The following is a 13,339-nucleotide window of genomic DNA, read 5'->3' as shown; positions in this document are numbered from 1 at the left end:
CTATAAAAATACAAATTTAGCCGCAACCCAATTGTTGCGCTCCTTATGCTCAATGAATTCCATATCGTGCTTGTTGCACGCCTTTTTTAATACGTCCAAATCCTGAAGGTAAAATCCGCTGAGAAATAACTGGCCATGTGGCCTTCTCAGTACACGCAGATATTGCTCCATGTCTGATAACAAAATATTGCGGTTGATATTGGCCAGGATACTATCAAAATATCCGAGATCGGACAACACATCGGCACCGCCTTGGAGGGCCTTCATTTCATTGATCTGATTGGCTTCAATATTTTCCTGGGAGTTCTCTACACACCAGGGATCGATATCCACCCCAATGACTGCCGAAGCTCCTCTCATGGCAGCTAATATGCCTAAGACAGAAGTTCCGCACCCCATATCCAAGACCCGTTTTCCGTCGAAGTCATTTTCCAAAATAAAAGAAAGCATCATATGGGTGGTCTCATGGTGCCCTGTCCCAAAGGACATTTTTGGTTCAATGAGAATTTCATAGGGTAAGTCGTCAGAAGTGTGAAACGGAGCCCGGACCTGGCAAAGATCATCTACCACTATGGGTTCGAAATTGGACTCCCATTGTGCGTTCCAATTCTCCGGTTCGATTCGCTTTTGTCGGTAACTTACCCGGAAGTTGAGGGTTTCGAGTATCGCTATGGTATCAGTCCATCCAACTTGTAGGTCGGACTCCGGGATATAAGCCAGCAGACCCCTTTCGGTATCCTTAAAACTCTCAAAACCGTATTGACCCAAATGAGCCAATAAAATCTCTCGTCCCGGTTCTACCGGTTCAATTATAAGATCGATCTCTACATAGGGAACGGCCACGATCAGGCATTGATAATGGCCAAGAAGTCTTCTGCCTTAAGAGATGCTCCTCCAATGAGGCCTCCATCCACGTCAATTTGACCGAAGATCTCTGATGCATTTCCGGGTTTTACACTACCCCCGTAAAGTATGGAAACGCTCTCGGCAATCTCTCCATTGAAGGCATCGGCTATTGTTTCCCTGATATAAGCGTGCATTTCCTGCGCCTGCTGGGGAGAAGCAGTCTCACCAGTTCCAATGGCCCATACAGGTTCGTAGGCCAGTACGATCTGCTTCCATTGCCCCGGCTCGATCTGAAAAAGGCCCCGTGTCAATTGGGTTTTAACGGTTTCAAAATGTTCTCCGTGCTTGCGGTCCGCCAAGGTTTCTCCGAAGCAAAAGATTACGCGCATACCGTTAACCAATGCCGCCCGAACTTTCTCGGCCAGAATACGATCCGACTCTCCAAAATAAGCTCGACGCTCGCTGTGTCCGATGATCACCGTTTCCACACCAATGCTTTTCAGCATGCCGGCTGAAACTTCGCCAGTAAAGGCTCCTTTATCGGATTGATGCATGTTTTGAGCGGCAACCACTATTGCAGTCTTATCAGTTAACCCAACAGCTTCATTTAAGTTTGTAAATGAAGGGGCAACCATCACCTCTACTTCAGATGGGAGATCTTCAGAAGTTAAGGCCTCTAATAAAGATCGGGTTTCCTGAAGGTCATTATTCATTTTCCAATTTCCTGCAACAATTTTCTTTCTCATAAACTTAGTTTCTAATTTTCGGATCTAACCATCCATAGATCAGATCAACAAATATATTAATCAAAATAAAGAGGGTGGCTATCACCAGGACTGCTCCCATGATTATCGGAAGATCCAAGGTATTCAAGGCATCCACTATCTCTTTTCCCAATCCGTTCCAACCAAAGATATATTCTACGAATACCGCTCCCGCCAACATGGATGCAAACCAACCAGAAACGGCCGTTACCACCGGATTGAGCGCATTTTTCAAGGCGTGTTTACGGATAATGGTAATAAACTTCAATCCCTTCGCCCGGGCTGTCCGGATATAATCCTGACCCAATACTTCCAGCAGTGAATTCCGCATTAACTGACTGACCACAGCCAAAGGGCGAATTCCTAGAACAATGGCCGGCAAAATAAGGTTCTTCCAGGAAACATAAGTACCCCGGCCAAAATCATCAACTTCGTACCAAGAGCCAGTCATATTCAAGTGGGTGTATTCCTGCAGCAAATACCCAAAGATCCAGGCAAATACAATGGCGCTGAAAAAGGACGGAACACTCATGCCCAAGGTGCTGATCAGCTGTATGGAACGATCTATCCAGCCGTCCTTGAAGATGACCGAGACTATCCCCATCAAAATTCCAAGGATTAATGCAATACTGATGGCGGAAACGGCTAATATCACCGTATTTGGTAAGGTCTCAGCGATCACCTGAGTCACAGCCTTGCCGTTCTTCTGAAAGGACTCCCGCAAATAAGGTGTTTTAACCGCAATATCAGTATTTCCGATCTGACCAAACACTATACCCGTATACTTGTTTTCATCGAAGTAGGTGTAATCATCCGAGTCCACACTATGAAACGAGAGCGGGGCCAGATCATTCAGGTAATAGGCATATTGCTTATGTATCGGTTGGTCAAACCCATATTTCTTCTTGACAACTGCGAGTTGCTCTTCGTTCTCATTCTGCCCTAACATCATGCGCGCGGGATCGCCTGGCAGGAGAGTAAAGAGCAGAAAGATGACAGTTACAACACCGAAGAGTGTCAACAAGGCATAGGCCGTCTTTTTCAGAAAATAACCCAGCACGATCTACGGTTCTAATTGAAATTTGGCCGCGTCGTTCCAGTGCAGCTTTTGAGTAATGGTCCCATTTCTTATCTCCAGGATTCCCGGGTTGCTGCGAACAATGGTCTTCAAGGTAGTTTGATCGCAAAAATAAAAGTCCAGTTCTAAGGAATTTTGCTGGCTAAAGGCCGTGGTCTCATCCTGACTGGAAGCAGACATTCCAATCACTCTTACCCCTTTTGATCTGGCCTGCTGGACCAGCTGTCGAACCCCATAATAACCCTCCATTTCGGTGTTCTCCAAGTTATAGGCTATGATGACTAGCATGCGCGGAACCTGCATCAATTGCTCCGTATGATCCTCCCCATTTCGTTCCATGGAAAAATCGTGGATGGGAGGTTCGTAACCGGCTTGTATCTCTTTGGTTTTCACCTCCAGTAGTTCGCCCGGATGGGACGGGTAATCACCATTGGTCACCACCGTCTCTTCCTCCCCATTTTGAGTAAAAAGCCAACGATATTCAAACACGGGTTCTGGTGCACCGGGAGGGATTGACATACCTTCCGGAATATTGGCTCCGATCTTGTATGGACGAAAATCGACCACAGGCAAGTGCTCCAAAACATGATAGGCTAATCCCAGGCAACCAACAAGGGATGCAAAGACCAGTATGCTGCGGATGTTCACCGTAAAGAATGGTTGAATATACTTCCTGCCATATATCAGGAACAGGATCAAGGCCAACAGGATCACATCTTTCCAGAAAGATTCCCAAGGTGTCAGTTTCAGGGCATCTCCAAAGCACCCGCAATCCGTCACTTTGTTGAAATACGCGGAGTAAAAGGTCAAGAAAGTGAAGAATACGATCATTAACAACAGGCTCCACAGGGTCAGTCTAACGGCATATCCAAGAACGATCATAACCCCCAGCATCACCTCGGCGATGACCACGATGACCGCCAATAAAAGGGCGTAGGGAATAAGCCATTCCATATTCAGGACTTCGGCCGAGAAATACTCCTCTAACTTAAAGGAGAAGCCTACCGGATCGTTTAGTTTGATCAGACCACTGATGATAAAAAGTACGCCAACCACGATGCGACAAATTCCCACGGCTATTCTCATAAATACTATCCCTGTTCGGTTAGATGGATCATGGCAAAGACCGAGTAGTTGATCATGTCTTGGTAATTAGCGTCCACGCCTTCGCTCACCAAGGTCTTGCCTTGGTTATCCTCAATTTGCTTAACCCGGAGAATTTTCTGAAGGATCAGATCGGTCAGCGAACTAACGCGCATATCTCTCCAAGCCTCACCGTAATCGTGATTCTTGTCCAGCATTAATTGGCGGGTCTGGCTAATGTGCTTGTCGTAATGTTCAATGGCTGCATCTACATCAAGGTCGGGTTGTTCCGTCACTCCTAATTCTAATTGGATCAGGGCCATGACAGAATAGTTTACGATCCCTATGAATTCACTCTGCTCTCCTTCATCGATCTTACGCTCCTGCTGTTGCTGGAGACTTCGAATGCGCTGAGCCTTGATGAAGATCTGATCGGTCAATGACGGAAGACGCAGAATTCTCCAGGCACTTCCGTAATCGGACATTTTCTTGATAAAAAGGGAACGGCATCCATCGATAACGGCATCGTACTGCTCGAGGGTGTGGGACATGAGAACAAATGGATTTTGCGTAAATTTCGCGTAAATAAATCAATTTAAAAAATTGATGACCATCAATTGTAAAGGGCAGTTAATCGACCTGCAAACCCCCAAGGTAATGGGGATAATCAACGTTACTCCGGACTCGTTCTACGATGGTGGGACCACCTTGGACATAGACAGCATCCTCCACCAAGCCAGGACCATGTTAGAGGAAGGAGCGACCTTTTTGGACGTGGGCGGTTACAGTAGCCGACCAGGTGCCGATGACGTACCCCCTACCGAAGAACTAGAACGGGTATTACCGGCCATTCGGGCCATTCTAAACAATATACCTGAGGCCCTGATCTCGGTGGATACTTTTCGGGCAGAAGTGGCACGAGTTTGTGTTGAAGCCGGCGCTGCCATGATCAATGACATTTCCGGAGGTCAAGCAGATCCATTGATGCTTCAAACAGTGGCTGAATTGCAAATCCCCTATGTGATGATGCATTCCAGGGGTAATCCAAGGAATATGCAGTCCTTGACCCAATACCAGCAAGTAACGCGGGATGTGCTGTTCTTTTTTTCCAAGCAGATCGCTGAAGCTCGTCAATTGGGCATCAATGATATCATTGCAGATCCGGGTTTCGGATTTGCCAAGACCCTAGAACAGAATTATGAACTGCTCAGTGAGTTGGAACTCTTCAATTCTTTAAAGGTTCCGGTACTTGTAGGTTTATCCCGTAAATCCATGATCAATAAGGTAATTGGCACCTCACCGGAAGGGGCCCTTAACGGCAGTACGGTGCTTCATACTATCTGCCTGATGAAAGGCGCAAATATCCTCCGCGTGCACGACGTAAAGGAGGCTGTGGAATGCATTAAACTCACGGCTAGAATAAATATGCGGGAAAATGGAATTTTTTAACTTAATTTAGACGAAAGCCCAAATCCTTGGAATTCCTCGATATCCGCGTAATAGACATTATTGACATCGTCCTGGTGGCTTTTTTGTTGTACTACATGTACAAACTTGTCAAAGGAACTGTTGCTATCAACATCTTTGTTGGGATCGTTATCCTTTACGCCATTTGGAAGTTAACAGAACTCCTGGAAATGGAGTTGCTGTCTACCATTTTAGGAGGATTCCTAGGAGTGGGAATGTTCGCGTTGATCGTGGTGTTTCAGCAAGAGATCCGCAAATTCCTGCTGATGTTGGGTTCTACCAATTTCAGGGCAAGACGTAAGTTTCTCAAGCAATTCCGTTTAATCTCAGAAGATAGTATCGCCGTCACTGACATTCAGGCCATACTGAATGCCTGTCATCGAATGGCCAGTAACCACCTGGGAGCCTTGATCGTGTTCCGGCGTAACAACAGTTTGGATTTTGTAAAGAATTCCGGGGATCAAATGCGGATCCAGGTCAATCAGCCAATTATCGAAAGCATATTTTACAAGAATAGCCCGCTGCACGACGGGGCCATGGTTATAGAAGACAACTGGATCGCTGCAACTCGTGTAATCCTGCCTGTCTCGAACGAAAAGAGGATCCCACAACGGTTCGGATTACGTCATAGAGCCGCGATAGGAATCACCGAAAAAACAGATGCCGTCTGCCTGGTTGTATCCGAAGAAAGTGGACAGATCTCCTACATTAAAGAGGGAGATTTTGTGCTTTATGAAGACACCGAAGAGTTGGCACACAAACTAGAGACCGATTTAAGTTTTTAACCATGGATTGTAAGAATTGTGGATATCATTTAGATCCGACGGAAAAATATTGCCACAAGTGCGGAGCAAGGGTCATCCATAATCGGCTGACGACGAAAGGACTGATGTCACAGTTGGGAGAAGAATTCTTGAACTACGACAACAAACTCCTCAAGACTTTTAAGGACCTGGTCAAGAAGCCAGAAGTAGTGATCGATGGATTTATCAAAGGTGTCCGAAAACGCTATGTCAATCCTATAGGATATTTTACCCTGGCTGTTTCTTTTGCCGGTTTGTTCAATTTTGTTTTGAACAAATTCTTCCCCGATTTGATGAAAGAGGTTTTTTCGGCAGTTAATACGGACGAAACCCAATTGGCAGCCAGTATGGAGTTCAGCGAGGTAATCGTTGAATACCAATCGCTCTTATTTTTTGCGAGCATCCCCATTCTGGCCCTGATCTCCCGGATTGTCTTTTACAAAAACAAACAATACAATTATACCGAACACCTGGTCCTGAATATCTACACCTATTCGGAGGCTTCTATATTAACTACCATACTTTCTTTTGCAACTGTCTGGAGCGGTACAATATATCCTATTGTAGCCTACGTGGTAATGCCTCTGCAGATCGTTTATTATTCCTACGTATTAAAGCGCCTGTTTAATCTGAGTTTCGGGCAATTGTTGATCAAGATCTTATTGTTCCTTTTGGTGTTGATCCCATTGTACATCTTCTTTGTGATCATTGCCGGTATCATTATGATATTAAATGGGGATTTCAATGAGATCATCGAGGCAGAACGTGCCAAGCGAGGGATATCCTATGTAATTTCCTCGGCCAGGAACTGGACCTCGTAAAGGTTACGGTAGTACCCATCTTTTTTGGCCAATAGCTCTTTGTGGGTTCCTCTTTCCACGATCTGTCCTGCTTCCATTACCAGGATCAAATCGGCTTTCTTGATGGTTGCCAATCGGTGGGCGATAACAATGGATGTGCGACCTTGAGTAATTCGCTCGGTCGCTGTTTGTATCATCTCCTCACTGTGACTATCTACAGAGGATGTAGCCTCGTCCAGGATCAAGATCGAGGGATTACTTACGTAGGCCCTCAGAAAGGCGATCAACTGGCGCTGACCTGAGGAGAGCATGGTTCCTCTTTCTTTCACATTGTACAAATAACCATCCGGCAAAGAACTTATAAACTCGTGAACCCCAATTTCCTTGGCAGCTTCCTCCACCTGTTCCCGGCTGATGCCCTCGTCCCCTAAAGTGATGTTTTGTAAGATGGTGTCCGCAAACAAGAAGACATCCTGCAAAACTATTGCGATGTGATCTCGAAGTGACTTGATCGTATAGTCCTTAATAGAATTGCCATCTACCCGGATCTCACCAGAATTGATCTCGTAAAAGCGGGATAACAGATTGATAATGGTCGATTTACCGGCACCCGTTGCGCCAACCAAGGCAATGGTCTGCCCGGGACTGGCCGTGAAGGATATTCCCTTTAACACTTCTTCGTCTGGGATATATCCAAAATGAACATCGTCAAAAACGATCTCCCCCTGAGTAGAGGTCAACTCGGTTTGACCTTCATCCGGGATATGAGCCTCAGTATCAAGGATTCCAAACACCCGGTTAGTAGCTACCATCCCCATTTGAAGGGTGTTGAACTTATCGGCGATCTGTCTGAGTGGCCGGAAAAGCATCTGAGATAGCTCTATAAATGCAACAATAACCCCCAATGTGATGGTACCGGAGGCAGTTACATTTAGACCACCATACCAGACCACCATCCCTATGGCAACGCTGGAGGTCATTTCTGCGATGGGAAAAAAGATAGAGTTGTACCAAACCGTTTTGATCCATCCCTTTCTGTGACGGGCATTGATCTGTTCAAAATTCTCATACTCCGTGTCCTCACGTGTAAACAACTGAACGATCTTCATCCCGCTGATGCGTTCCTGAACAAAGGAGTTGAGATTGGCTACCTGGTTGCGGACCTCTTCGAAAGCACCTTTCATGGCTCGCTGAAAAACGCGTGTAGCATAGATGATTATCGGCAGAATGGTAAAGACGATCAGCGATAATTGCCAACTTTTATAGAGCATGATCCCCATGATCACTAACATCTTTAAAAGGTCAGAGATGATCATAAACAACCCTTGACTAAAGATGCTGGAAATGGTCTCGATATCATTGACTGCCCGGGTGGTCAATCGCCCAACCGCATTCTTGTCGTAATACTGCATCTTAAAGCCCAGCATCAGATCGAATAATTTGACCCTAATGTCCCGGATCACGTGCTGGCCCAGCCAATTGGTATAGAAGATAAAGGCAAATTGGAAGATGACCTCTAAGAACAACACCCCAAACATGGCGGCGATATAAAATACCAAGCCATCGTAATCTTTTGGAAGTATAGCCGTGTCTATGGCCATCTGTAACAAGATCGGCCTCAACACACCTAAGGCAGACATAGCAATAGCCGCCAAGGCTACAAAATAGAATACCATCTTGTAGGGCTTGGTAAACGCAAGTAGCCTTTTGAAGAGTTTAAAATCGAATGCTTTTCCGCTGGATTCGGCCATTAGTCCAAATATATATTTTCCGGATAATTCACATGGACCAGGTAAAGCCCATGAGCAGGGGCCGAAGCACCTGCCTTACTCCTATCTTTACTGAGTAAGACCTGTCTGAATTGGTCCATGTCCATTTTTCCAAGACCTACTTCAAGTAAGGTCCCTACAACGGCTCTGACCATATTTCTCAAAAATCGGTCTGCTGCTATCGTAAAGACCCACGCATCTCCCCGTTTCTCCCATCGAGCTTTCCGGACATCACAATGATACGTCTTAACATCCGAACCACTGCGGGAAAAACATTGAAAATCCTGATGGTCCAATAATAAGGCTGCCGCCTGGTTCATTTTGTCAAAATCCGGGGTTCGATTCAGAAGAAAAGCCGAATCAGATAAGAAAGGATTCTTCTGTGTAATCAACAAGTATTCATACTCGCGCTCTACCGCATCGAACCGGGCATGCGCTTCCTTTTGAACTGCTTTTATATCGTTAATGGCTATATCCGAAGGAAGGAAGGAATTCAATCTGTGTTGGAAAGCAATTAGATCGTCTAGAGTCTCTATATCAAAATGCACGATCAGTTGTTTGGCATGTACCCCGGTATCTGTCCTGCCGGCTCCAGTAACCTGAATTTTCTCTCTGAGTAGTGTACTCAAAGCATTCTCCAATACCTGTTGCACACTGATAGCGTTGGGCTGGATCTGCCAGCCGTGATAGTGTTTACCTTTGTACGCTATGTCCAGGAAATATCGCAAGTTTGGCTTATTTTTGGCCCGGTAAAGATACACATCCGCCACCTAATTCGGACCATCAATCAGAGCCCGTGAAGCGTATACTTCTATTAAGTGACACCCATAGCTATCTGGACGAAGCCATACTGGAGCACTGTAAAAAAGTGGACGAGGTATGGCATGCAGGTGACATTGGGGATATTTCCGTAACAGACAGGATCAAAGAAGTGGCGGTATTACGAGCCGTATATGGTAATATCGATAATGCCACAATCCGGCAGGAGTTCCCCCTAAACCAGCGTTTTGAATTGGAAGGGGTCACGGTCTGGATCACTCATATAGGTGGATATCCCGGTCGTTATACCGCACGTGTGAAAGGGGAGATCATCCAAGAACCACCCAAGCTTTTTATTACGGGACACTCCCACATCCTCAAGGTCATCCGTGACAACAACTTAGACCTGCTTCACATGAACCCGGGAGCAGTTGGTAAGCATGGTTTCCATCCCGCACGGACCATGCTTAGGTTCAGGCTCTCAAAAGGCAATATCTCCGACCTGGAGGTCATCGAATACAAGCGATAAAAAAACCCCTGGAAATGGCATTTTCCAAGGGTTCGCACTAATATACTAAGACGTCGTTTACCGTATTCTATCCACAGATTTTACAAGATCCTCATCCCGCTTGATGGCCTTGTTGGCCATCGCTAGTAAAACGATAGAAATGGCGGGAAAAAGAACCCCAATACCCTTCATCGAGAGCAAACTCTCTCCGGATAAAGTTAGGGACCGATATACGAAAACTCCCAGTAATACAAAGTTCAATATGATAGTCAAGCGATTGAGGACAAATTGCCTCTGACGCTTCTTAAAATTCATAAGTGCAAGAACATGAAGCACTGCAGAGCCTGCCAACAGGCCCAAGATCAATGGTTGATTCTTGTTTAGAACTACAGTTCCCTCCTCATCAGACATCTCCGGAAACCAAAGATACAGCCCTAAAGTGAAAATCAGGGAAATGATCGTATACAAGGTCTGAATCCGCTGGAACATAGATATTCGTCTTCTGAGGAATGCAAAAATAGCGCTTCTTTTTAATTATAATAAAGGAGCATATCAAAATATTGTCGTATACTTGCATGACAGTTCGTAACCCTCTCAACTGCGGTTACTTATTCTTCAGCATAATTTTTTTTCTACCGAATTTCTCCTTTCTCAAAGGATTTTTGAAATTTTTATAAGTCAATTCATCAATAATACATGTTAGAAATTGCAGATTTAAAGGCAAAGAAGCTTCCTGAATTGCAGGAACTTGCCAAAACGCTCGGAGTTCCCAAATTCCGAAGCCTTAAAAAGTTGGATCTTGTCTATAAGATCCTGGACCACCAGGCTAGCAATCCCGATGCTGTAAAAGCCGTGGCTCAAAAAGAACCAGCACCTGCCAAGGCCCCAGTTGCAGCTGAGGCGTCCCAAAACGGAACTCCTAAGCAAGAAAACCAATCCAAGCCTAAACGTCAGGATAAAAGACAACAGAACAAACCCCAGCAAAAAGAAGGAGACGGTCAGGACAAACGTCAAGACAAACGTCAGGATGACCGTCGAGGCAAGAAAGACCAAAAGCAGCCACAGCAGCAAGGTCAAGGACGGGGTGGAAAACAACACAAAGACCACAAAGGTCAAAAGAACCAACCCAATCAGCAGAAAAACGGTAATAAAGACAACCGGAATCGGTATAAAGAACCGGATTACGAGTTTGACGGAATTATCGAAAGTGAAGGGGTATTGGACATCATGCAGGACGGTTACGGTTTCCTGCGCTCCAGCGATTATAACTACCTCTCCTCACCAGACGATATTTATGTATCCCAATCTCAGATCAGGCTATTTGGTCTAAAGACCGGGGATACCGTCTTAGGAGAAGTCAGGCCACCTAAAGAGGGTGAAAAGTATTTCCCGCTCATTAAAGTGAGTAAGATCAATGGGCTTAGTCCTAATGTGGTCAGGGATCGGGTTTCTTTCGAACACCTTACCCCACTGTTCCCAGATGAAAAATTCAACCTGGCTGAACGCCAGAGCACCATATCGTCCCGTATTATCGATCTTTTCGCACCGATCGGGAAAGGACAGCGTGGAATGATCGTTGCCCAACCAAAGACGGGTAAGACCATGCTACTTAAGGACATTGCCAATGCTATTGCGGCCAACCACCCGGAGGTATATCAGATCATCTTGCTGATAGACGAACGCCCGGAAGAGGTTACCGATATGCAACGCAATGTGAGTGGTGAGGTAGTAGCCTCAACCTTCGACAAGGAGGCTTCGGAACACGTCCGTGTAGCCAACATCGTTATTGAAAAAGCGAAACGATTGGTGGAATGTGGTCACGATGTAGTTATCCTACTGGATTCCATTACCCGATTGGCGAGGGCATACAACACCGTACAACCTGCCAGTGGTAAGATCCTTTCCGGTGGAGTTGATGCGAACGCCTTGCACAAACCGAAGCGTTTCTTCGGTGCTGCCCGAAACATCGAAAACGGTGGGTCGCTCAGTATTATCGCAACGGCTCTGACAGAGACTGGTTCTAAGATGGACGAAGTGATCTTCGAGGAATTCAAAGGAACTGGTAATATGGAGCTGCAACTGGATAGAAAGATCTCCAACCGAAGAATCTTCCCGGCTATCGATCTTACCTCCTCCTCCACCCGTAGAGATGATCTCTTGTTAGATGAGAAGGTCATTCAACGGATGTGGGTGATGCGTAAATACCTGGCGGACATGAATCCGGTAGAAGCCATGGAATTCATCAATGATCGCTTCAGACAAACCCGAAACAACGAAGAGTTCCTGATCTCCATGAACGGATAACGATCAGTAACAAATAAAAAAGAGAACCCCGGTAAACAATACCGGGTTTTTCTTATCCAATAAAAAAGGCTGCCGAGGCAGCCTTTTACAATTGTTGTTAGCAATACTTATTGCTTAACGATCTTTTCAGTAAGAGTACCGGCAGTAGTATTTAAGTTTAGAATATAAACTCCTCTACTCAGGTTTGATACATTGATCTGTCCGTTTACTACTTGTACATTGGAAGCTTTTCCAAGGACATCATAGATAACTGCGTTGTTGATCTCTACACTAGCTGGAGTTCTAACATTAAGAACGTCGGTAGCCGGGTTAGGGAAAATGGAGATTTCAGCCAGTTGGCTTTCATTAGTGCTCAAAGCACAATCTCCTCCAAACTCAAGGTTACCCAGGAGTTCACCGCTTCCATTTTGTCCTTCCATTTCAATTTTGGTAATTGGCTGAGAAGAAACAATACCCACAAAGGTTTGAGAATTAATGGGAGTATTTGCTGTGAAAGATCCTATCAACACATCGCCCGTTGTAAATACACGAAAATCCGTATTAGGGTCATTGTTTTCCCAAACGTCCATTGAAACCGCATAGACCTCTGGGTTGAAATTCACAATAGTGAATTCGGCAAAAGTAGAGGCTCCAACCAAAGGATCTGTATTACCAATGGCACCTGCCGGAATATAAATAACATCAGTTCCAAAAGAAGCTTCTACTGAAAAGCCTTCCTCTATCTCTCCAGCCAGGCATCCGACTTCTGAACTTACAACGGTCCCACAGACTTCAATAGCTACAGGACCTCCTTCAAAATTCTCGTCGACCAAGGTTCCGGTACAATTGGCCGCAACGGCTGCATCAAAGTCATCATCCGTCGTAAAGGTTTCTAATGCCCCTCCACCTCTATTCTGAAAATTAATTATGGCTTCACTCGGTGTTGTGCTGGATTCATCGGAATTCGTAGACTGAATTTCGATATAACTTTGTGTTTGCTGAGCATACGCAAACGAGCCCAAGGCAAACAAAAACAAGGTAATTTTTTTCATAATTTGATCTTAAGTTGTTTTAAATTATTTGACATTCATGGTTATATTGATACAATATATCATAATTTATCACCTCAACAAAAAATAGCGATTTTTAATATTAATCTCAATACCTCTAAAAACTCAA

At 45.2% G+C, this 13,339-nt stretch carries 14 protein-coding genes; 5 read left to right on the top strand and 9 right to left on the bottom strand.

Going from position 1 to position 13,339, the window contains the following annotated elements; genetic code table 11:
- Genes prmA through BST85_RS01880 form a run of 5 tightly spaced genes read right to left on the bottom strand, consistent with a single transcriptional unit; the run spans position 1 to position 4,322 of the window.
- Positions 1 to 843: a 50S ribosomal protein L11 methyltransferase gene (gene prmA, locus BST85_RS01900; RefSeq protein ID WP_104811715.1), complete on the bottom strand. Its 843-nt coding sequence runs from the start codon at positions 841 to 843 to the stop codon at positions 1 to 3.
- A 2-nt stretch (positions 844 to 845) separates the two neighbouring features.
- Complete coding sequence (gene tpiA, locus BST85_RS01895; RefSeq protein ID WP_104811714.1) at positions 846 to 1,592, bottom strand: triose-phosphate isomerase; 747 nt, start codon at positions 1,590 to 1,592, stop codon at positions 846 to 848.
- Positions 1,593 to 1,596: 4 nt separating this feature from the next.
- A complete protein-coding gene (locus tag BST85_RS01890; protein ID WP_104811713.1) occupies positions 1,597 to 2,670 on the bottom strand; it encodes an ABC transporter permease in 1,074 nt (357 codons plus the stop codon).
- Between the two features lie 3 nt (positions 2,671 to 2,673).
- Entirely contained in the window at positions 2,674 to 3,774 is a 1,101-nt protein-coding gene (locus tag BST85_RS01885) for a BT_3928 family protein (protein WP_104811712.1), read from the bottom strand.
- A gap of 5 nt (positions 3,775 to 3,779) precedes the next feature.
- A complete protein-coding gene (locus BST85_RS01880; RefSeq protein WP_104811711.1) occupies positions 3,780 to 4,322 on the bottom strand; it encodes a DUF1599 domain-containing protein in 543 nt (180 codons plus the stop codon).
- A gap of 55 nt (positions 4,323 to 4,377) precedes the next feature.
- Between BST85_RS01880 and folP the strand changes: the two genes are divergently transcribed.
- Genes folP through BST85_RS01865 form a run of 3 tightly spaced genes read left to right on the top strand, consistent with a single transcriptional unit; the run spans position 4,378 to position 6,862 of the window.
- Positions 4,378 to 5,220, top strand: a complete 843-nt coding sequence (gene folP, locus BST85_RS01875; RefSeq protein ID WP_104811710.1) for a dihydropteroate synthase — start codon at positions 4,378 to 4,380, stop codon at positions 5,218 to 5,220.
- Positions 5,221 to 5,246: 26 nt separating this feature from the next.
- The gene (locus tag BST85_RS01870) at positions 5,247 to 6,023 is read left to right on the top strand and encodes a diadenylate cyclase (RefSeq protein WP_104811709.1); all 777 of its coding nucleotides are present in this window, start codon (positions 5,247 to 5,249) and stop codon (positions 6,021 to 6,023) included.
- 2 nt (positions 6,024 to 6,025) lie between these two features.
- Positions 6,026 to 6,862 (top strand): DUF3667 domain-containing protein, encoded by an 837-nt coding sequence (locus tag BST85_RS01865; RefSeq protein ID WP_104811708.1) that lies wholly within the window; start codon positions 6,026 to 6,028, stop codon positions 6,860 to 6,862.
- On the opposite strand, the gene BST85_RS01860 is transcribed toward BST85_RS01865, so the two are convergent.
- Both BST85_RS01860 and truA read right to left on the bottom strand, forming a co-directional pair.
- On the bottom strand, positions 6,826 to 8,592 hold the full coding sequence (locus BST85_RS01860) for an ABC transporter ATP-binding protein (RefSeq protein WP_104811707.1): 1,767 nt from the start codon (positions 8,590 to 8,592) through the stop codon (positions 6,826 to 6,828). The genes BST85_RS01865 and BST85_RS01860 overlap by 37 nt on opposite strands.
- Positions 8,592 to 9,338 carry a tRNA pseudouridine(38-40) synthase TruA gene (gene truA, locus BST85_RS01855; protein WP_104811706.1) on the bottom strand — a complete coding sequence of 249 codons (747 nt, stop codon included), beginning with the start codon at positions 9,336 to 9,338 and terminating at the stop codon, positions 8,592 to 8,594. Before truA ends, BST85_RS01860 begins: the two co-directional genes overlap by 1 nt.
- A gap of 68 nt (positions 9,339 to 9,406) precedes the next feature.
- On the opposite strand from truA, the gene BST85_RS01850 reads away from it, so the two are divergent.
- Positions 9,407 to 9,898 (top strand): metallophosphoesterase family protein, encoded by a 492-nt coding sequence (locus tag BST85_RS01850; RefSeq protein ID WP_104813859.1) that lies wholly within the window; start codon positions 9,407 to 9,409, stop codon positions 9,896 to 9,898.
- A 57-nt stretch (positions 9,899 to 9,955) separates the two neighbouring features.
- Here BST85_RS01850 and BST85_RS01845 read toward each other — a convergent pair whose 3' ends face one another.
- Positions 9,956 to 10,366 carry a DUF4293 domain-containing protein gene (locus BST85_RS01845; protein ID WP_104811705.1) on the bottom strand — a complete coding sequence of 137 codons (411 nt, stop codon included), beginning with the start codon at positions 10,364 to 10,366 and terminating at the stop codon, positions 9,956 to 9,958.
- Positions 10,367 to 10,573: 207 nt separating this feature from the next.
- Here BST85_RS01845 and rho point away from each other — a divergent pair, with 207 nt between their 5' ends.
- Positions 10,574 to 12,181, top strand: a complete 1,608-nt coding sequence (rho, locus tag BST85_RS01840) for a transcription termination factor Rho (RefSeq protein ID WP_104811704.1) — start codon at positions 10,574 to 10,576, stop codon at positions 12,179 to 12,181.
- 107 nt (positions 12,182 to 12,288) lie between these two features.
- Here rho and BST85_RS01835 read toward each other — a convergent pair whose 3' ends face one another.
- A complete protein-coding gene (locus tag BST85_RS01835; RefSeq protein WP_104811703.1) occupies positions 12,289 to 13,212 on the bottom strand; it encodes a T9SS type A sorting domain-containing protein in 924 nt (307 codons plus the stop codon).
- Between the last annotated feature and the right edge of the window lie 127 nt (positions 13,213 to 13,339).

The organism is Aureitalea marina, assembly GCF_002943755.1.
GTDB lineage: Bacteria > Bacteroidota > Bacteroidia > Flavobacteriales > Flavobacteriaceae > Aureitalea > Aureitalea marina.
The sequence above is the reverse complement of the archived record's forward strand: the minus strand, read 5'-3'. Positions and strand labels throughout refer to the sequence as shown.

Coding starts and splice junctions, on each gene's coding strand:
- BST85_RS01835 (WP_104811703.1), bottom strand. CDS start 13,212: ATGAAAAAAATTACCTTGTTTTTGTTTGCCTTGGGCTCGTTTGCGTAT.
- folP (WP_104811710.1), top strand. CDS start 4,378: ATGACCATCAATTGTAAAGGGCAGTTAATCGACCTGCAAACCCCCAAG.
- BST85_RS01845 (WP_104811705.1), bottom strand. CDS start 10,366: ATGTTCCAGCGGATTCAGACCTTGTATACGATCATTTCCCTGATTTTC.
- BST85_RS01865 (WP_104811708.1), top strand. CDS start 6,026: ATGGATTGTAAGAATTGTGGATATCATTTAGATCCGACGGAAAAATAT.
- BST85_RS01885 (WP_104811712.1), bottom strand. CDS start 3,774: ATGAGAATAGCCGTGGGAATTTGTCGCATCGTGGTTGGCGTACTTTTT.
- BST85_RS01860 (WP_104811707.1), bottom strand. CDS start 8,592: ATGGCCGAATCCAGCGGAAAAGCATTCGATTTTAAACTCTTCAAAAGG.
- tpiA (WP_104811714.1), bottom strand. CDS start 1,592: ATGAGAAAGAAAATTGTTGCAGGAAATTGGAAAATGAATAATGACCTT.
- BST85_RS01880 (WP_104811711.1), bottom strand. CDS start 4,322: ATGTCCCACACCCTCGAGCAGTACGATGCCGTTATCGATGGATGCCGT.
- rho (WP_104811704.1), top strand. CDS start 10,574: ATGTTAGAAATTGCAGATTTAAAGGCAAAGAAGCTTCCTGAATTGCAG.